The sequence below is a fragment of the Brachybacterium atlanticum genome (assembly GCF_025669985.1).
GTDB classification, from domain to species: domain Bacteria; phylum Actinomycetota; class Actinomycetes; order Actinomycetales; family Dermabacteraceae; genus Brachybacterium; species Brachybacterium conglomeratum.
Window position 1 is genome coordinate 72,280 of the sequence record NZ_JAKJJW010000010.1, and the last position, 17,309, is coordinate 89,588.

At 71.2% G+C, this 17,309-nt stretch carries 15 protein-coding genes and 1 tRNA gene; 4 read left to right on the forward strand and 12 right to left on the reverse strand.

Features of this window, described 5'->3' with window-relative positions; genetic code table 11:
* A complete protein-coding gene (locus tag L3K22_RS07025) occupies nucleotides 1-1,731 on the reverse strand; it encodes an HNH endonuclease signature motif containing protein (protein WP_263310738.1) in 1,731 nt (576 codons plus the stop codon).
* Nucleotides 1,732-2,336: 605 nt separating this feature from the next.
* Here L3K22_RS07025 and L3K22_RS07030 point away from each other — a divergent pair.
* The 3 genes from L3K22_RS07030 (at nucleotide 2,337) to L3K22_RS07040 (ending at nucleotide 6,193) form a co-directional block, all read left to right on the forward strand.
* On the forward strand, nucleotides 2,337-2,888 hold the full coding sequence (locus L3K22_RS07030) for an NYN domain-containing protein (RefSeq protein ID WP_010552056.1): 552 nt from the start codon (nucleotides 2,337-2,339) through the stop codon (nucleotides 2,886-2,888).
* 64 nt (nucleotides 2,889-2,952) lie between these two features.
* Nucleotides 2,953-4,329: an NAD-dependent succinate-semialdehyde dehydrogenase gene (locus L3K22_RS07035; protein ID WP_263310739.1), complete on the forward strand. Its 1,377-nt coding sequence runs from the start codon at nucleotides 2,953-2,955 to the stop codon at nucleotides 4,327-4,329.
* 94 nt (nucleotides 4,330-4,423) lie between these two features.
* Nucleotides 4,424-6,193, forward strand: coding sequence for a TIGR03767 family metallophosphoesterase (locus L3K22_RS07040; protein ID WP_263310740.1), 1,770 nt, complete (start codon nucleotides 4,424-4,426; stop codon nucleotides 6,191-6,193).
* A 98-nt stretch (nucleotides 6,194-6,291) separates the two neighbouring features.
* Here L3K22_RS07040 and L3K22_RS07045 read toward each other — a convergent pair.
* From L3K22_RS07045 to rpsF, 8 genes are all read right to left on the reverse strand, one after another.
* A tRNA-Leu gene (locus tag L3K22_RS07045) sits at nucleotides 6,292-6,375 on the reverse strand.
* 131 nt (nucleotides 6,376-6,506) lie between these two features.
* Nucleotides 6,507-7,937 carry an amino acid permease gene (locus L3K22_RS07050; RefSeq protein WP_263310741.1) on the reverse strand — a complete coding sequence of 477 codons (1,431 nt, stop codon included), beginning with the start codon at nucleotides 7,935-7,937 and terminating at the stop codon, nucleotides 6,507-6,509.
* A gap of 42 nt (nucleotides 7,938-7,979) precedes the next feature.
* A complete protein-coding gene (locus L3K22_RS07055; RefSeq protein WP_263310742.1) occupies nucleotides 7,980-8,144 on the reverse strand; it encodes a hypothetical protein in 165 nt (54 codons plus the stop codon).
* 61 nt (nucleotides 8,145-8,205) lie between these two features.
* Nucleotides 8,206-8,490 (reverse strand): ribosomal L7/L12 family protein, encoded by a 285-nt coding sequence (locus L3K22_RS07060; protein WP_263310743.1) that lies wholly within the window; start codon nucleotides 8,488-8,490, stop codon nucleotides 8,206-8,208.
* 112 nt (nucleotides 8,491-8,602) lie between these two features.
* A complete protein-coding gene (gene rplI / locus L3K22_RS07065) occupies nucleotides 8,603-9,073 on the reverse strand; it encodes a 50S ribosomal protein L9 (protein WP_263310744.1) in 471 nt (156 codons plus the stop codon).
* A gap of 17 nt (nucleotides 9,074-9,090) precedes the next feature.
* On the reverse strand, nucleotides 9,091-9,327 hold the full coding sequence (rpsR, locus tag L3K22_RS07070) for a 30S ribosomal protein S18 (protein WP_010533203.1): 237 nt from the start codon (nucleotides 9,325-9,327) through the stop codon (nucleotides 9,091-9,093).
* 99 nt (nucleotides 9,328-9,426) lie between these two features.
* A complete protein-coding gene (locus tag L3K22_RS07075) occupies nucleotides 9,427-9,990 on the reverse strand; it encodes a single-stranded DNA-binding protein (protein WP_263310745.1) in 564 nt (187 codons plus the stop codon).
* Between the two features lie 56 nt (nucleotides 9,991-10,046).
* Nucleotides 10,047-10,337, reverse strand: coding sequence for a 30S ribosomal protein S6 (gene rpsF, locus L3K22_RS07080; RefSeq protein ID WP_259882529.1), 291 nt, complete (start codon nucleotides 10,335-10,337; stop codon nucleotides 10,047-10,049).
* A 246-nt stretch (nucleotides 10,338-10,583) separates the two neighbouring features.
* On the opposite strand from rpsF, the gene L3K22_RS07085 reads away from it, so the two are divergent.
* Nucleotides 10,584-11,912: an APC family permease gene (locus L3K22_RS07085; protein WP_263310746.1), complete on the forward strand. Its 1,329-nt coding sequence runs from the start codon at nucleotides 10,584-10,586 to the stop codon at nucleotides 11,910-11,912.
* 3 nt (nucleotides 11,913-11,915) lie between these two features.
* On the opposite strand, the gene L3K22_RS07090 is transcribed toward L3K22_RS07085, so the two are convergent.
* From L3K22_RS07090 to L3K22_RS07100, 3 genes are all read right to left on the reverse strand, one after another.
* Nucleotides 11,916-14,132, reverse strand: coding sequence for a catalase (locus L3K22_RS07090; protein WP_263310747.1), 2,217 nt, complete (start codon nucleotides 14,130-14,132; stop codon nucleotides 11,916-11,918).
* A gap of 181 nt (nucleotides 14,133-14,313) precedes the next feature.
* The gene (locus L3K22_RS07095; protein WP_062946931.1) at nucleotides 14,314-14,526 is read right to left on the reverse strand and encodes a hypothetical protein; all 213 of its coding nucleotides are present in this window, start codon (nucleotides 14,524-14,526) and stop codon (nucleotides 14,314-14,316) included.
* Between the two features lie 2 nt (nucleotides 14,527-14,528).
* A complete protein-coding gene (locus L3K22_RS07100) occupies nucleotides 14,529-17,165 on the reverse strand; it encodes a transglycosylase domain-containing protein (protein ID WP_263310748.1) in 2,637 nt (878 codons plus the stop codon).
* Between the last annotated feature and the right edge of the window lie 144 nt (nucleotides 17,166-17,309).

Consider the following 17,309-nt stretch of genomic DNA (forward strand, 5'->3'; position numbering starts at 1 on the left):
CTAGAACGGCGGGTCGCCGATCGCGGCGATCGCGTCGGGGTCCGGCGGCCGGAGCCGGCTGCGCAGGTGGGGGTGGGCGATGGCCATCGCCTCGCGACGCTGCTCGTCGACCCTTTCTCGTCGTGGCCTGGCCCGCTCGGCGGCGGCGAGCCGCTCTGCGTCGGCGTGGAGTCGCTGGTGGATCCGCCAGGCGGCTTCGAGTGCCTCGGCGGTGACCGGGGTGACGAGGTCGGTGTGTTCGACGGTGCGGGCACGGATCCCGCCGTCGATCTCCCAGTCGGTGGCGACCGGTCCGGGTGAGCCGCCGAGCTCGCGGCTGGAGTCGGGAATGCGGGTGGGGTCGAGGAGCCCGGCGGTCTTGAGCTGGTGGTGGCGCCAGCAGAGCCGGTGCAGGTTCGCGAGCGAGGTCTGCCCGCCCTCGTCGGGATGGTCGTGGTCGTACTCGAGGATGTGGTCGTCCTCTGCGGCGAGCCGGGTGGGCCTCCCGCATCCGGGCACGGCGCAGACGGGGTGGCGCATCCGCAGCTGGAGCCTCATCTGTGCGGTCGGCGCATAGGACTCGGCGACCGCGTCACAGGGGGCGCCGGTGATCGGGTCGGTGAGGATCCTCAGCCAGGTCGGCGCACCGGCTGCGAGGTCCCGGGCGAGCTCGACCGGGATCGGCGTGAGCCCGTCGAGCATCGCGGGGGTGTTCTCCAGTCCCATGAGCGTCGTGACCGGCACGGTGACGAGGATCTTGTAGGGGCTGCGGGTCTCCTGGACCGGGTCGATGTCCAGCACTGAGTGGGTGAGGATCGCGTAACGAAGGGTCGCGAGGGAGAGGGCGCGGCCCCGCTCGGCGAGGTCGCCGTCGATGTCGAAGGGCAGCGGCCCCTCCTCGCCGTCGCGCAGGGCGGCGCGCTGCGCCTTCTGGACGGTGCGCGCGGCGACGTCGAGCCGATGCGCGAGGCCCTGGATCTCGGGGATCGGTCCGGTGACGTAGAGCGAGGCGGTGCCGGCCTTTGTGTCGACGTCGAGCAGCTCGACGGAGCGGGATGCCCGCGGCGGCTCGGGCACGGTGCCCGCGGTCGCTAGGCGCACGGCGAGGCGGACCTGTGTCTCGAAGGTGGCCTTCGAGACCGCGGGGATCTCCACCCCGGCGAGGTGACGGTCCACCGACTCCTTCTGCGCATCGTCAAGGCGGCGCACCTGGCGCAGCAGGTAGCGGTGGAAGTCCTCGGGCATGTCGCCGCGCGCGAGGTGCGCGAAGGTCGCCGGCATGAGGTCCACGGAGGTGCGTGCGTCGAGCACCATCGACCAGGCGCGGGCGGCGGAGGTGCGCAGGCCCACGGCGACCTTCACGCCGGTCATGTCCGCGTTCTCGGGGATGGCGCCGGTCTCGGGATCCTCGCGGAAGAACACCGCCAGCTGTCGCAGCTGGTGGGCGTAGAGGCGGGCCCTGGTCTGCATCGTGCGGTGCAGGACGAGCACCCGCGACGCCTCGATCGTGCCGGGCTCCACCTCGGCGAGCAACTGCTCCTGATCCAACGGCCGACGGGCTCGCACTCTCCAGCGCGGGGCGGTGGGCTCCGTCGCGTCGTCGGTCACGGCGGGTGTCTCGGCTGTGGCGATACTGCCCTGGGAGGCTTCGTCGGCGGTCGCCGCATCTGCAGCGCTGCCGGCGCCGGTTCCCGTGCCGGCGTCGGACTCGGACTCGAACGGGGCCTCCGGACCCTCGTCGAACTCACCCATCACGCCCTCCTTCCCCGCTCCGTGGACGGGACGGCCTCGGTGCCGTCCGCTGCCGAGACAGAGAATCTCGTTCAAGACTCCCAACGCCTCATACAATACCGTCGAAACGGACATTTCAGAAGGACTCAGGCGCAATGGGGATGAATTTGTGGATAACTCACGTGCGGGGAGGAGAGGTCGCGGCCGGCGCGTCATGCGACGGTCACTCGACGGCGGGAGCAGGGCGCCGCGGAAGTGGGAGCGGAGGCAGGGACAGGGATGGGAGCAGGGTGCTCCGAGGCTGGAGCGTGGGCGCGAGCAGGGGTGCTGCGGGGACGGGAACACGTGCCCGACGTGAACGGGTCCCGAACGGTGACGGCACCGGAGAGGACGTGCGCGGGACAGGGCCATCCTCGAGAACACCGAAATCGTCGCCATCCCCGCTCGTCGTGAATTGTCAAGAGCACCCTCAAGAATGTGGAAAAGCGCGACTGGGGAGGAGCCCTCGGAATTGATTCTCGCGGCGACGGCGACGTCGTGCGGAGCTCATCGGCGCGCGCGGCGGGCGCCCGCACGCACCACCCGCGCCGGCGACCGCGCGCCCGGCACCGAGTAGGGTCATCCCCATGACCGCACGCACCACGTATCTCCTGGTGGACGGTGAGAACATCGACGCCACCCTCGGCGTCTCGGTGCTCGGCCGACGACCCCAGTCCGACGAGCGCCCCCGCTGGAACAAGCTGCTCCAGCACGCCGAGCACGCCTGGCACCAGCCGGTGCGGGGCCTGTTCTTCCTCGCCGTCGGCGACAGCCTCCCCTCCGGGTTCGTGCAGGCCCTGATCGCACTGGGGTACAAGGCGATCCCGCTGCGCGGCGAGGGCAAGGTCGTGGACATCGCGATCCAGCGCACCGCCGAGGCGCTGCAGGACCGCCCGGCGGACGTCATGCTGGTCAGCCACGACAAGGACTTCGTCCCGCAGATGACGGACCTCGCGGCGACCCCGGACCGGCGCACGGCGCTGGTCGGCTTCCGCGAGTTCATGGCCACCGACCTGCAGGACATCCCCGGGATCGAGTTCCACGACCTCGAGTACGACGTGCACGCCTTCACCAGCCGTCTGCCGCGCGTGCGGATCATCGACATCGACGAGTTCGACCCGCTGGAGTTCATCCTCTGACAGATCGACGACCGATCGGTCCTCGGACTGTACACACCACGGGGTGGGGCCTGAGGGTGGGGGCATGGCTGGATACACCACGACCAACCCGACCACGGGACGCACCGACAAGCAGTTCCCTGCTCTGGAATCCGCGGGCGTGGAGGACGTGCTCCGACGGACGCACGCCGCCTTCCCGGACTGGCGGGGGACGCCCCCGGAGCGACGTGCCGAGATCCTCGAGCGCGTCGCTGACGCCTACGACTCCCGCTCGGAGGAGCTGGGACGACTGATCGCCACCGAGATGGGCAAGCCCCTGGCGCAGGGGATCGGCGAGGCCGAGCTGGCCGGATCGATCTACCGGTGGTACGCGACGCACGGCCCCGAGCTGCTCCAGGACGAGCTGCTGGACCCGCAGGGAGCGCAGGAGTCGCTCGTGCAGACCGAGCCGATCGGCCCGCTGGTCGGCGTAATGCCCTGGAACTTCCCGTACTACCAGGTGGCCCGCTTCGTCGCCCCCAACCTGATGACAGGCAACACGATCATCCTCAAGCACGCGGAGATCTGCGCCGGCTCCGCCGAGGTGATGGCCGGGATCCTGCACGACGCCGGGGTCCCCGACGACGCCTACGTCAATGTCTTCGCCGATCACGACCAGATCGCCGAGATGATCGCCGATCCGCGCGTGCGCGGCGTGTCCCTCACCGGCAGCGAGCGAGCAGGAGCCGCCGTCGCCCGGACCGCGGCTGAGCACCTCAAGAAGTCCGTGCTGGAGCTGGGCGGCTCGGACCCGCTGATCGTGCTCGAGGACGCCGATATCGCACGGGTCGCCCGCGCGGCGGCCACCGCGCGGCTGTCGAACGCGGGCCAGGCCTGCAACTCCCCCAAGCGCATGATCGTCCCGAGCGCACGGCTCGACGAGTTCGTCGCGGCGATCGTCGAGGAGTTCGAGGGCGCGACGCTCGGGGACCCGCTGGACGAGGGCGTCGACGTCGGTCCGCTCTCCTCGCTCGGCGCGCGCGACGGCGTCGTCGAGCAGGTCGCCCGCGCCGTCGAGCAGGGAGCGACTCTGCACACGGGAGGCGACGCGCTGGACCGGGAGGGCGCGTTCATGCGACCCGCCGTGCTGACCGGCGTCACCCCCGACATGGACGCCTACTCCGAGGAGATCTTCGGCCCGGTGGCGGTCATCTACGGTGCGGAGTCCGTCGATCACGCCGTGGAGCTGGCGAACGACGTGTCGTTCGGGCTGAGCGGCTCCGTCTGGAGCGAGGACCTGGCCCGGGCGCAGGAGGTCGCCGACCGCCTGGACGTGGGGATGGCGTACGTCAACGAGCACGGGACGACGCTGCCCGGGCTGCCCTTCGGCGGGGTGAAGCGCTCCGGCTACGGCCGCGAGCTCGGCCGCTGGGGCATGGGCGAGTTCGTCAACGTCCGCCTGCGCCGCACCGCCGTGCGCTGAGCGGGGCCGGGGACGCACTCCGCTGCGGCGATCGACGGCAAGTGCTCAGCCTGTCGTCACCCGCTGGCCACTTCCCGGTGCTGGGGTGGAGCGCATGCTCCACGCACCCCGGACCCCCGCCCGCCGACACGACTCCTCGCTCGCCCTCCCTCCCCTCGGCCGACGCACCCTCCTGGTCGGGGCGGGCCTCGCTCTCGGCGGCACCGCCGCCTCGGCCCTCCCCGCCCAGCGCGCCTTCGCAGAGGACGCGGGGCTGGACCCCACCGGCACCACCCTCGAGGCCGTCGCGGTGCCCGAGGCCGGGGAGAACGACTCCTACCGTCGTCTCACCGCCGGCCCCGGCTACGCCTTCGAGGTGCGCGAGGACGCGCTGGACCGCGCCCCGCAGGCCTCCCGCGCCGACACCCGCGTGCCGCTGGCGGCCTTCGTCCAGTTCACCGACCTGCACGTGCTCGACGCCCAGTCCCCGATGCGCTTCGAGTTCCTCCACGACATCACCGGCTCGGCGTTCCGCCCGCAGGAGTCGCTGACCACCCAGGGCGCCGTCTCCCTCATCGAGCGGGTCAACGAGCTGCGCCGCGGCCCCCACACCGGGCGCGACCTCGACTGCGTGGTCACCACCGGCGACAACACCGACAACCACGAGCACGTGGAGCTCAACTGGTTCCTCGCCCTCATGAACGGCGGGGAGATCACCGCGAACACCGGGGACGACGGGACCTGGGAGGGCGTGCAGACGGGCGGCTCGACCCACTACTGGCATCCAGGCGGCGAGGTCGAGGACCGCTACGCCGAGGCCGGTTTCCCGCAGCTGCCCGACCTGCTCGCGGGCGCCATGACCACCCACACGAGCCCCGGCCTGGACATCCCCTGGTTCAGCGTCTTCGGCAACCACGACGACTCGATCAGCGGAACCCTCCCCACGGACTGGGACGTCCTGCGGGAGATGTACACCGGCTCGTGGAAGTTCACCGGCTTCGCCTCGGAGACCGCGAACCGGCGGCTCGAGGCGCAGGTGCGCACCGCGGAGGCCGGCGGCACCGGCGAGGCGCAGCGTCAGGCGCTCTCCAGCTCCCTCGACCCCGAGCGCCGGTACGAGGTCACGCCCGACGAGCGCCGCGAGCCCTTCACCCCCGAGGAGTACATCCGCGCCCATCTGGGCCAGACCCCGCGCGTCGGCACCCCCGGGCACGGCTTCACCGAGGAGAACGCGGTGGAGTCGACCGGCTACTACACCTTCGAGATCGCGCCGGGCGTGGTCGGCATCGCGCTGGACTCCACCAACCGCGCCGGCTTCACGCAGGGCTCCCTGGGCCACGCCCAGTACCGCTGGCTCGAGGAGACCCTCGAGGAGGGCTCCAGCCGCTACTACGACGGGATCGGGCGCCTCCAGCGCACGCAGTCCGAGGACACGTACTTCGTGGTCTTCAGCCACCACACCCCGGACACGATGAACAACCTGCTGCTCGAGCCGGGCAACGGGGAACTGCGCCATGCCGGCTGGGACGTGGAGAACCTGCTGGGACGCTTCCCGAACGTGCTCGCCTGGGTCAACGGCCACACGCACACCAACACGATCGCGCTGCACGGCGACGACGTCGCCGAGCGCCGCTACTGGAAGATCACCACCGCCTCGCACGTCGACTTCCCGCAGCAGGCGCGGGTGCTCGAGGTGGTCGACAACCGCGACGGGACGCTCTCGCTGCTCAGCACCCTGATCGAGGCGAAGGCCCCGTACCAGGGCGAGGGCCTGGCGAGCCTGTACCGGGAGCTGTCCTTCAACGACCTCCACGCCGAGCGGGCCCAGGAGGGCGAGGGGAAGGACCGCAACGTCGAGCTGCTGCTGGCGACGCCGGGGCACTGAGAGCGGGCCGGCCCGGTCCTGCGGGACCGGGCGCTCCGCCCGTCGCCCTGAGACGAAGAATCCCCTCTGACCTGCTGGTCAGAGGGGATCTCTCGCGGTGCGCAAGGGGGGACTTGAACCCCCACGCTGTTGCCAGCACACGGACCTGAACCGTGCGCGTCTACCAATTCCGCCACTTGCGCGTATCTCCGGCACCGGGTCTCGTGGCGCCGAGGCCGAAGGTTCCCTCAGGTTACCCCCGCCGAACCCTGAGCCCAAGCCGTCACCCAGCACAGTAACGAACGCCACTCCGGGCCGGTTCGGCGCTCGAGGCTCAGCGCATCGACTCGGCCTCCTCGAAGGCGGCGTCGATGTCGGCCGGATCGATGCGGCGACGGCCCACCACCGCGTAGAGGACGGTCGCGACGACCACCGCGGGGATGCCGACCATCGCGGCGACCTGCATGCTGGGCCGCACGAACACGGTCGCGAAGACGGCGGCGAGGCCCACCAGGCCGACGCCCGCGGTGACCACGCCGCCCGGCATGCGGAAGGTGCCGCCCCGCTCGCCGCGTCGGCGGAAGGCGATGTAGGTCGCGAGGATCAGCGCCCACACCATGATCACCGAGAACACCACGAGGCTCATCATGTAGCCGAACACCCCGCCCACGCCGCTGAAGGCCAGCAGCGCGGCACCGATCAGGCCGATCGAGCTCAGGGCGATGCCGACGGCGGGGACGCGCCGGGCCGTGACGTGCGCGGCGAAGCGCGGCGCGAGCCGGTCGGAGGCGAGGGAGTGCAGGATCCGGCTGCCGGCGTAGAGGTTCGCGTTCGCGGCCGACAGCGCCGCGATCAGCACGAGCAGGTTCGTGATGTGGGCGGCGCCGGGGATGCCGATCCGGTCGAAGACCATCACGAAGGGCGAGGTGGCGACGTCCTCGCCGGTCCCGGCGGCCTGCTGCCAGGGGACCAGGCACACGACGATCCCGATGCACAGCACGTAGAAGAAGGCCAGGCGCACGATCGTGGTGCGGGCGGCGGTGCGGATCGAACGAGCGGGATCCTTGGCCTCCGCGGCGGTGATGGAGAGCAGCTCGATGCCCCCGAAGGAGAACATCACCACCGACAGCGCGACCCATACCGCGGTCCAGCCCATCGGGGCGAAGCCCCCGTCGGCCGTGAGCTCGACGAAGCCGGGCGCCTCCTGGCCGGGCATCCCGAAGAGCACCAGGACGGCGCCGATCAGGATGAACACGAACACCGCGATCACCTTGATCGAGGACAGGAAGAACTCGATCACGCCGAAGGAGCCGACGCTGGAGAGGTTGATCGCGATGATCAGCGCCGCGAACAGCAGGATCCCGGCCCAGATCGGCACCGCGGGCACCCAGTAGGCGAGATAGGCTGCACAGGCCACCAGCTCCGCGCCGGTCACGCAGACGGTGACGATCCAGTACAGCCAGCGGCTGAGATAACCCCAGAACGGGGAGAGATAGCGGGCGGCGAGGGTGCCGAAGCCGCCGCGCACAGGGTGGCGCGAGGCCATCTCGCCCATCGCCAGCGCGATCGTCGCGGCGATCATGGCGCCGAGCGCGAAGGAGATGATCACGGCGGGGCCGGCGATGCCGATCGCCTCGCCGGAGCCGAGGAACAGGCCGGTGCCGAGCGCGGAGCCCATGGCGATCATCGCCATCTGGCCGTGGCCGAGCGAGCGGGCGAGCTGCCCGTCGGCGCGCTCGTCGGAGGAGGAGGTCTGGGTGGTCACCCGTCGAGGGTAGCCCCGGCATGCAGCCGGGTCCGGGACCTGTCAGCGCTCGGTGTCGAGGTCGTCGCGCACGGTGGCGTTCGACCCGACGCGCAGCAGCGCGCCGGCCGGGACGAGGACGAGCAGGCCGAGGTCCCCGATCTCGGGGACGAGGGTGAGGCCGTAGCCAGCCGAGAGCAGGAGCACGGCGAGGTCGACGAGCCACATCGCGGAGGGTCCGCGGGGGCGGGGATGGTCGGCCCCGGGGCCGACTGTGGTCGCAGTCCGCTCAGGCGACGCCGCGGCTGCGGTCGATCGCGTCCTTGGCGTCCTTGAGGCCCGCGCCGGTGCGCTCGCGGTACACCTTGATCGCCTCGATGACCTTGCCCTCCGCGATGAGCCGGCGGCATTCCTCCGGCACCCGCGGAGCGCCCGACTCCTCGCGGAGCCGGTCGAGCTCCGCCTCGCCGACGCCGGCCCGCTCGGCGAGGACGCCGACGAGGACCTCGAGCCGTGCATTCTGCTCCTGAAGGTTCTCGATCGTGGTCTGCTGCTGCCTCGTGCGTCCGAACATGGCGACAACCTATCCGGCAGGCGGCCCGAGGACCCTTCGACGAAGGTCTCGGGAACGCAGCAGCGCCCCGCACCGTGAGGGTGCGGGGCGCTGCGGGGTCGATCAGGCCGGATCAGGCCTTGGCGGCACCCTTGGCGGCGACGACCTGGATGACGAGGTTCGCGAAGATCTCGTCGTGCAGGCGCACGGTCGCCTTGTGCTCGCCGAGCGAGCGGATCGGGGTGGCGAACTCGACGGTGCGACGGTCGATGTCCTTGTCGAACATCGCCTTGACGCCCTCGGCGACCTCCTTGGAGGAGACCGCACCGAACAGACGACCGTTCTGGCCGGCGCGCTCGGCGATGACGACGGGCTTCGACTCGAGCGTCGCCTTCAGGGCCTGCGCCTCCTCGATGTTCGCGATGGCGCGCTTGCCGCGGGCCGCACGGATCTGGTCGAGCTGACGCTGACCGCCCTTGGTCCACGGGGTCGCGAGACCGCGGGGCAGGAGGAAGTTGCGGGCGTAGCCGTCCTTGACCTCGACGACATCGCCGGCGGCGCCGAGGCCGGTGACCTCGTTGGTGAGGATGAGCTTGCTGGTCATGTGCTTCCCTTCCTCGCTCAGCGACCGGAGGTCGAGTACGGCAGCAGGGCGATCTCGCGGGCGTTCTTCACGGCCTTCGCGATCTTGCGCTGCTCCTGGACGGAGACGCCGGTGACCCGACGGGCGCGGATCTTTCCACGGTCGGAGATGAACTTGCGCAGCAGCGCGGCGTCCTTGTAGTCGACGGTCTCGAGACCGGCGGCCTTCAGCGGGTTCTGCTTCTTCTTCGGCTTGCGAAGAACAGGCTTGGCCATCGTGGTGCTCCTTCTTTCTGAGGGGAGCCCGGGCATGCACCCGGGATGGGGTTGTTCTTAGGGGTTCTCTGCGCGGGGTGCCGGGATCCGGCGCGCCGATCAGAAGGGCGGGTCGTCGTACCCGCCCTGGTTGCCTCCGCCGGCCCACGGGTCGGCGTTGGGAGCGCTCTGCGGCGCGTTGTAGCCGCCCTGACCGCCCTGGTTGCCGTATCCGCCCTGGCCGCCGAAGCCGCCCTGGCCGCCGCCCTGCGGGGCTCCGCCGCCGAAACCGCCTCGTCCGCCGCCACCGCCGCCGCCGCGCTGGACCTTGGTGGCCTTCGCGGTCGCGTAGCGGAGGGAGGGGCCGATCTCGTCGACGTCCAGCTCGATGCTGGTGCGGTTGTTACCCTCGCGGTCGGTGAAGGAGCGCTGCTTGAGGCGGCCCTGTGCGACCACGCGGGAGCCCTTCTCGAGCGACTCGGCCACGTTCTCCGCGGCGTCGCGCCAGATGGAGCAACGGAGGAACAGCGCCTCGCCGTCCTTCCACTCGTTCGACTGGCGGTCGAAGGTGCGGGGGGTGGACGCGATGGTGAACGACGCGACCGCGACGCCGGACTGCGTGAAGCGCAGCTCGGGGTCCGCGGTGAGGTTGCCGATCACCGTGATGACGGTGTCATTCGCCATGGGTGCTCCTCTGCTCCGGGGGTGTGGTGGATCGTGCGGGGGTCAGAGACGGCAGATCACTCGGCGTCGAGACGCATGAGCTTGGTGCGCATGACGGACTCGTTGAGCCCGAGCTGACGGTCCAGCTCCTGCGCGGTGGACGCCTTCGCGGTGAACTGCAGGACGATGTAGATGCCCTCGGACTTCTTGTCGATCTCGTAGGCGAACTTCCGCTTGCCCCAGACGTCGACGTTGTCGATGGTGCCGCCCTCGGTCGGGACGACCTGGACGAGCTTCTCGAAGGTTCCGGTGACGGTCCGCTCATCGACGGACGGGTCGAGGATCACGACCATTTCGTACTTGCGCATGTTCTGGTACCCACCTCCTGTGGTCTCTGCGGCCACGGTCTCTCCGTGGCAGGAGGGTTCATGCCGCCCGTGCGGGCATCGGCGATGCACGTCACGGACCGCAACAGCATACCCGTGCCCTGGAGCATCGGCCAGGGAGTGCCCGCCGGTGCGCGGCGCATCACAGGGCGTGCGCGAGCGGAGCCGGGCGGCGCGGCACGACCGATCGGTCCGTCCGCACCACCGCGCCCGTCCTACCGTGGGTGGATGACCAGCACCGATGAGCGCCCCACGCTGCGCCGCACCGTCACCACCACCGGGCTCTTCCTGTTCATCCTCGGGGACGTGCTCGGGGCGGGGGTGTACGTGCTGGCCGGGGAGATCGCGAGCATCGCCGGCGGCGCCCTGTGGGTCCCCCTCGTGGTGGCGCTGCTGCTGGCCCTGCTGACCGCCGGCTCCTACGCCGAGCTCGCGACGAAGTACCCCCGTGCGGGAGGCTCCTCCCACTACGCCACCCGCGCGTTCGGCCCCTTCGCGGGGTTCCTCGTCGGGTTCTGCATGCTCTCGGCCGGCATTGTGTCCGTCGGCGCGCTCGCGCTGGGCTTCGCCGGGGACTATCTCGGCGCCTTCGTCAGCCTGCCCGCCGTGCTCGTGGTGGTCGTGTTCCTCGCCCTGCTCGCGGCGCTGAACACCCGCGGCATCTCCGAGTCGCTGGGTGCGAACCGCGTGGCCACCCTGATCGAGGTGGGCGGCCTGCTGCTGGTGATCGTGCTGGGCGCGATCGTGATCGGCCGGGGCGAGGGCGACCTGGGCCGGCTCACGGAGCTCGGGACCCCCGAGAACGGACCGGTCGCGGCGGTGCTGGCCGGCACCGTCCTCGCGTTCTACTCCTACGTCGGCTTCGAGACCAGCGTGAACATCGCCGAGGAGACGAAGGACCCCTCGCGCTCCTACCCCCGCGCCCTGTTCGGTGCGCTGATCGTCACCGGTGTGGTCTATGCGCTGATCGGGGTGGTCGCCTCCGCCGTCGTGCCCACGGAGGAGCTCGCGGGCTCCTCCGCACCGCTGGCCCTCGTGGTCGAGGCGGCGGGCATCGTGCCGCCGGTCGTGTTCAGCGCGATCGCGCTGATCGCGGTGGCGAACGGTGCGCTGCTGACGGGCATCATGAGCTCCCGGCTCGCCTACGGCATGGCGTCCGACGGACTCCTGCCGCGGGTGCTCGCACGGGTCCTGCCCGGGCGCCGCACCCCGTGGGTCGCGATCCTCGTGACCACGGCGCTGTCGCTCCTCCTCGCCCTCACCGGGACCATCGACGTGCTCGCGGGCACCATGGTGCTGCTCCTGCTGGTGGTCTTCCTCTCCGTGAACGCGGCCGTGCTGGTGCTGCGCCGCGACCGGCCGGAGCACCGCCACTTCCGCGTCCCGACCGTGCTACCGGTCGGGGGCCTGGTCTCGTGCCTGCTGCTGATGACGCAGGTCGAGTGGGCGGTGTGGCGACTGGGGCTCCCGTTCCTCGTCGTGGCGGCGCTGCTCGCGGCCCTCGCCGCATGGCGGCGGCGCCGGGCCGGTGAGCTCACCGGCGCCGACGCCGCCTGAGGCTCAGGCCCCCGCGGGGAACCGCTCCCAGACGCGATGGCTCCCGAGCAGGGCGATGATCTCGCCGAGCACGCTCTCGCCGTCCTCACCGGCGACGAGCCCTGCGCCGCCGGGGGCGGTGCGCGCCTCGAGCGCCTCGCGGCCGGGGCCCCAGGCGCCGATCGCCTTCGCGTGGCGCCAGCACTCGTCGATCAGCTTGCCCACCCGCGGCTCGACCTCGCCGTTCCCGAGCGCGCCGGCCTTCGAGTCCACCGACGGGCGGGAGTCCGGGGCCAGGAGCGGGTTGCCGGCGAGCAGCAGGGCGTCCACCTCGACGGAGGCGGCGGTGCCGAGCGTGCGAGCCACCGGCACTCCGGCGACCTCTCCGCCGCGCGGCGCGATGACCAGCGGGGTCATCGAGGCGGCGACGATCGCCTCGTGCAGCTCCAGCAGGCCCGCGTTGTCCGCCTCGGGGTCGACGACGATGCCGATCTTCCTGCCGTCGACGGGCCAGCTTCCGCCGAGCTGGGACAGCGGTGCGCTGGTGGCCGGCCCCTCCTCGGACCCGTCGGCCGGGACCGTCGGCTCCGGGGCGGGCAGGCCGAGGGCCGAGGCGACCCGCGCGCAGAGCTCGCCGTCGATGTTCGCCAGGCTCTGCAGCTGGCGCTCCTTGATCGTGTTCTCGTAGCACTTGCCGAGCTCGAAGGAGTACGCGTCGACGATGTGGTCCTTCTCGACCGGCGTCATGCTGCGCCAGAACATGCGGGCCTGGCTGAAGTGGTCCTCGAAGGTGGCCGAGAGCTCCCGCTCCTTCACCCCCTCGGGCACCCGGACCGGCAGGTCCTCGAAGGCGCCGTCCATCTCGCCCGCCATGAACGGGCAGCCCCCGTCCAGGGAGTTCGGCTGATAGGGCGCGACACCGGCGTGGTCGCCCTGCTGGCCGTAGCCGTCCCGGAGCATGTCGTTGACCGGGGCGTGTGCACGGTTGATCGGCAGCTGCGCGAAGTTCGGCCCGCCGAGCCGGGTGAGCTGGGTGTCGACGTAGGAGAACAGCCGCACCTGCAGCAGCGGATCATCGGTGACGTCGATGCCCGGCACCAGATGGCCGGGGTTGAAGGCGACCTGCTCGGTCTCGGCGAAGTAGTTGCTGGGGTTGCGGTCCAGGGTGAGCCGGCCGATGGGCTGCACCGGCGCCAGCTCCTCGGGCACGAACTTCGTAGGGTCCAGCAGGTCGATCCCCTCGAAGCTCTGCGCCTCGTTGTCGGGGAACACCTGGATCCCGAGCTCCCAGCTGGGGTGGGCCCCGGACTCGATCGCATCGGCGAGGTCGCGGCGATGGAAATCCGGGTCGTTGCCGCCCAGGAGCTGCGCCTCCTCCCAGGTCAGCGAGTGCACGCCGAGCTGAGGCTTCCAATGGAACTTCACCAGCGAGGTCTCCCCGGCGGCGTTCGCGAGCCGGAAGGTGTGGATCCCGAAGCCCTCCATCATCCGGTAGGAGCGCGGGATGCCGCGGTCGCCCATGAACCACAGGGTGTGGTGCTGGGCCTCGGTGTGCAGGGAGACGAAGTCCCAGAAGGTGTCGTGCGCGCTCTGGGCCTGGGGGATCTCGCGGTCGGGATGGGGCTTGGCGGCGTGGACGACGTCGGGGAACTTGATGCCGTCCTGGATGAAGAACACCGGGATGTTGTTGGCGACCAGGTCGAAGGTGCCCTCGTCGGTGTAGAACTTCGTGGCGAAGCCGCGCGTGTCCCGGGCGGTGTCCATCGAGCCGCGCGAGCCGACGACGGTGGAGAAGCGGGTGAACACCTCGGTGCGCTTCCCCTTGGCAAGGAATCCGGCACGGCACACGGGTTCCGCGGTGCCGTACCCCTCGAAAACGCCATGGGCGGCGGCGCCGCGGGCATGGACCACTCGTTCCGGGATCCGCTCGTGGTCGAAGTGGGTGATCTTCTCGCGCAGGTGGTGGTCCTGCAGCAGCACGGGGCCGCGCCGGCCCGCCTTCAGCGAGTGGTCGGTGTCGCGCAGCCGCGCTCCCTGCGAGGTGGTCAGGAAGGCGCCCTGCTGGGCGTTCGTGCTGCGCTCCGGGCCCGGCTCGGCGCCGGTGGGCGTGCGCGGCTGCGCACCCTGCTGATCGGGCTTCGGCGGGAGGGGCCCGTCCGGTGCGGTCGGCTCCTCGAGCTGGGGCGGGCGGCTGCCGGGCCGGCCGGGAGCGGGGGTGGGGGTCTTCTTCGGAGGGGTCATGACGTGTCTCCTCGGGGGGCTCGCGCGGGTCATCGCTGACGCATGTCACGGTAGGCGTGCACGCGGCGGACCGACAGTCGCCCGAGCGTTCGTGCAGGGCACTGCGCAGAACGATCGGTCCGTGCGGCCGGGCCGATCGGTCCGAGGAGATCAGCAGGCGCCTGCCTGGCCGACCTCGCGATCAGCCCTTCGACCGGTTTCCGCGCATGGCGCGCTTGGCACGGGCGAACCAGCCTCCGGTGGAGATCGCGTTCGGGACGCCGCCGCCGGCCATGAAGCCGGCGGTCTGCCCCATCAGGCGGGTGTGGCAGCTCTCGCACAGTCGACGGCCCGTGATCGAGCGGTGCACCCTCCCGCGGATCCGGTTGCGGCACTGCTCGCAGCGGGCGGCCACAGTCAGTCCCCTTCTCGGCTGCCGCTGCGGCCCTCGCGGCCGCCTCCGGCCCCCTGGCCCTCGCCGGGCAGCAGGTCCTCGACCTCGGGGAGACCGGCGTCGGCCTCCTCGTCGCCACCCTGCTCGTCGGCCGACGGCTCCTCGGTGGGCTGGTCCGCAGGAGGCTCCTCGTCCGCGGGCGGCTCCTCCGACGAGGGCTCCTCGGTGGGCTCGGGCTCCTCCGTCGTCGGCTCCTCCGTGGTCGGCTCCTCGGTGGTGGGCTCCTCCGTCGTCGGTTCCTCGGTGGTGGGCTCCTCCGTGGTGGGCTCCTCGCTGGGCTCCTCCTGCGTCGGCTCCGGGGCCTGGGTCGGCTCGGGCTCCTGCGTGGGCGGCGGGACGTAGCTGCGCTCCTGCGTCTCGTTGTCCAGCTGCACCTCCTCGGGGAACTCGAGGTACTCCTCGCCCTCCAGGGAGGTCGACATGATGTCGCCCCAGATCTGGGTGGGGAAGGTGCCGCCGGTGATGTTCTGCTCCCCGCCGAAGGGGGTCAGGGTCTCCTCGGAGGTGCCGTCGGCCGAGGGCTGGAACATTCCCACGGCGGTGACCAGCTGCGGGGTGAAGCCCACGAACCAGGCCGAGCGGAACCGCTCGGAGGTGCCGGTCTTGCCGGCGACCGGGCGGCCGCCCATGACGTTCTGCAGGTCGCGCGCGGAGCCCTGGGTGGGCGGGCCCTGCAATGCGACGGTCGCGTTGATCGCGACCTCCTCGTCCATGCCCTGGGTTTCCGTGGTCTCGTGCTCGTAGCGCGAGGAGCCGTCGGGCCGGGTCACGGACTGCACGACGTAGCTGTCGCGGTGCACGCCGCCGGAGGCGATCGAGCCGTACACCTCGGCCATCTCCGCGACCGTCGGGGAGGCGGAGCCGAGCACGTTCGAGGACTCCGCGTCCAGACCCGGAGTGTCCTCCGGCAGGCCCAGGGAGATCGCGGTCTCCTGGGTGCGCTCGGGGCCGATCTCGAGGTTCGCCTCCGCGTAGGCGGTGTTGATCGAGTTGGTGGTCGCCGTCTCGAGGGTGACCCGGCCGTAGTCGATGTCGTTGAAGTTCTTCACCGTCCAGCCGCCGCGGAAGGTCTTCGGCGAGTTGCCGTCCCAGCGGGAGTCCAGCGGGTAGCCGTCCTCGAGCGCGGCGATCAGGGTGAAGGTCTTGAAGATCGAGCCGGCCTGCATGCGGGACTGGGTGGCGTCGTTCTGCGCCTGGGTGACGTAGTCCGCGCCGCCGTACATGCCGCGGATCGCACCGGTGGAGGGGTCCATCGTCACGGTGCCCACGCGGTTGTTCTCGGGCCGATCCTCGGGCAGGTTCTCGACGGCCTGGACGGTGTTCTCCTGGATCGCGGGGTCGATCGTGGAGACGATGGTGAAGCCGCCGGTGTTGATCTCGTCCTCGGTGAAGCCCTCGGCGATCAGCTCGTTGCGGACCTGCGACAGGAGATAGCCGTTGGTGCCGCCGAGGGAGTTCTCGGAGTTCGGCTCGACCGTCTTCGGGAACTCGAGGGCGTCCGCCTCGGCGGGGGTCATCTGCTCCTCGGCGACCTGGCGGGTGATCACCCGGTCCCACAGCTGAGTGGCGCCCTCGAGGTCGTTCGCGGGGTCGTAGGTGGAGGGGCTCGGGATCACGGCGACCAGCAGCGCGGCCTCGGCGTCGGTGAGCTCGGAGGCGTCCTTGTCGAAGTAGGCCTGGGAGGCCTCCTGCACGCCGTAGGCGCCGCGGCCGAAGTAGATGGTGTTGAGGTAGCGGGAGAGGATCTCGTCCTTGGAGAGCTCCTGGTCCGCCTTCAGCGCCATGACCGCCTCCTTCGCCTTGCCGACGTAGGAGGTCTCGGTGCCGGTGTAGTACCGCTCCACGTACTGCATGGTGATGGTGGAGCCTCCCTGGCGGGCCCCGCCCTGGAGGTTGTTGACGAAGGCGCGGACGATGCCGCGCGGGGAGACGCCGCGGTTCTCGTAGAAGCTCGAGTCCTCGCTCGCGACGACGGCCTGCTTGACGTTGTCGGGGATCTCGTCGGCCGGGAGCTCGGTGCGGTTGATCTCGCTGAACTTGCCCATCTCGGTCTCGCCGTCGGCGAAGTAGACACGGGAGGTCTGGGCGAGGGCGAAGTCGGAGGGCTCGGGCACCTCGGTGTCGTTGTACAGCCACACCGCGAAGCCGAGCCCGGCCAGCACGAACAGCGCCATGGCGCCGACGATCATGCGCAGCGAGGGAATCCAGCGCCAGGGGTTCTTCCGCCCGGCGCGGGGGTAGTTCAGGAAGTTCGTCGCCGCGACCTTCTTCCCGCGACCCTTCCCCGCGCCCTTCGGGGCGGCGCCGGCGTGGCGGGCGCTCACGGAGGTGCGGGAGGTGGGGCGCTTCGCGGAGCTCGCGGAGGCGGCCGACGTGCTGGCGGCGGCGCCTGTCCTCGCGCCGGAGGTCCCCTTCGACGAGGTGCGGCTGGTGCCCTTGGCGCTGCCGGTGCTCTTCGAGGAGCCGCTGCGGCTGCTGCCCTTGGCGGCGCCGCCCGCGGCGGACTTTCCCGAGGGCGTGCGCTTCCCCGAAGGCGTGCGGCGCACACCCGCGGCGCGGCGGTTGCCGCCGCCGCTCGACGGGCGTCGGGACTCGCTCATGGCTGCTCCTGGTCCTTCGGGGGCATGGACGGATGAGGGCGCCGCAGCGTCCAGCTCCCCAGTATGAGCACGCCCCCGGTCCCGACGGAACGATCCGGCGGCGAAACACACAGGGTGTGCACGAGCCGTGCGGCCTCGCTCACA

What these genes read in the sequence shown, in the direction of transcription:
- rplI (WP_263310744.1), bottom strand. Translation starts at nt 9,073, where the DNA reads ATGACCAGCAAGCTCATCCTCACCAACGAGGTCACCGGCCTCGGCGCC.
- L3K22_RS07090 (WP_263310747.1), bottom strand. Translation starts at nt 14,132, where the DNA reads ATGACCCCTCCGAAGAAGACCCCCACCCCCGCTCCCGGCCGGCCCGGC.
- L3K22_RS07100 (WP_263310748.1), bottom strand. Translation starts at nt 17,165, where the DNA reads ATGAGCGAGTCCCGACGCCCGTCGAGCGGCGGCGGCAACCGCCGCGCC.
- L3K22_RS07075 (WP_263310745.1), bottom strand. Translation starts at nt 9,990, where the DNA reads ATGGCGAATGACACCGTCATCACGGTGATCGGCAACCTCACCGCGGAC.
- rpsF (WP_259882529.1), bottom strand. Translation starts at nt 10,337, where the DNA reads ATGCGCAAGTACGAAATGGTCGTGATCCTCGACCCGTCCGTCGATGAG.
- L3K22_RS07040 (WP_263310740.1), top strand. Translation starts at nt 4,424, where the DNA reads ATGCTCCACGCACCCCGGACCCCCGCCCGCCGACACGACTCCTCGCTC.
- L3K22_RS07055 (WP_263310742.1), bottom strand. Translation starts at nt 8,144, where the DNA reads ATGTGGCTCGTCGACCTCGCCGTGCTCCTGCTCTCGGCTGGCTACGGC.
- L3K22_RS07025 (WP_263310738.1), bottom strand. Translation starts at nt 1,731, where the DNA reads ATGGGTGAGTTCGACGAGGGTCCGGAGGCCCCGTTCGAGTCCGAGTCC.
- rpsR (WP_010533203.1), bottom strand. Translation starts at nt 9,327, where the DNA reads ATGGCCAAGCCTGTTCTTCGCAAGCCGAAGAAGAAGCAGAACCCGCTG.
- L3K22_RS07030 (WP_010552056.1), top strand. Translation starts at nt 2,337, where the DNA reads ATGACCGCACGCACCACGTATCTCCTGGTGGACGGTGAGAACATCGAC.
- L3K22_RS07035 (WP_263310739.1), top strand. Translation starts at nt 2,953, where the DNA reads ATGGCTGGATACACCACGACCAACCCGACCACGGGACGCACCGACAAG.
- L3K22_RS07060 (WP_263310743.1), bottom strand. Translation starts at nt 8,490, where the DNA reads ATGTTCGGACGCACGAGGCAGCAGCAGACCACGATCGAGAACCTTCAG.
- L3K22_RS07085 (WP_263310746.1), top strand. Translation starts at nt 10,584, where the DNA reads ATGACCAGCACCGATGAGCGCCCCACGCTGCGCCGCACCGTCACCACC.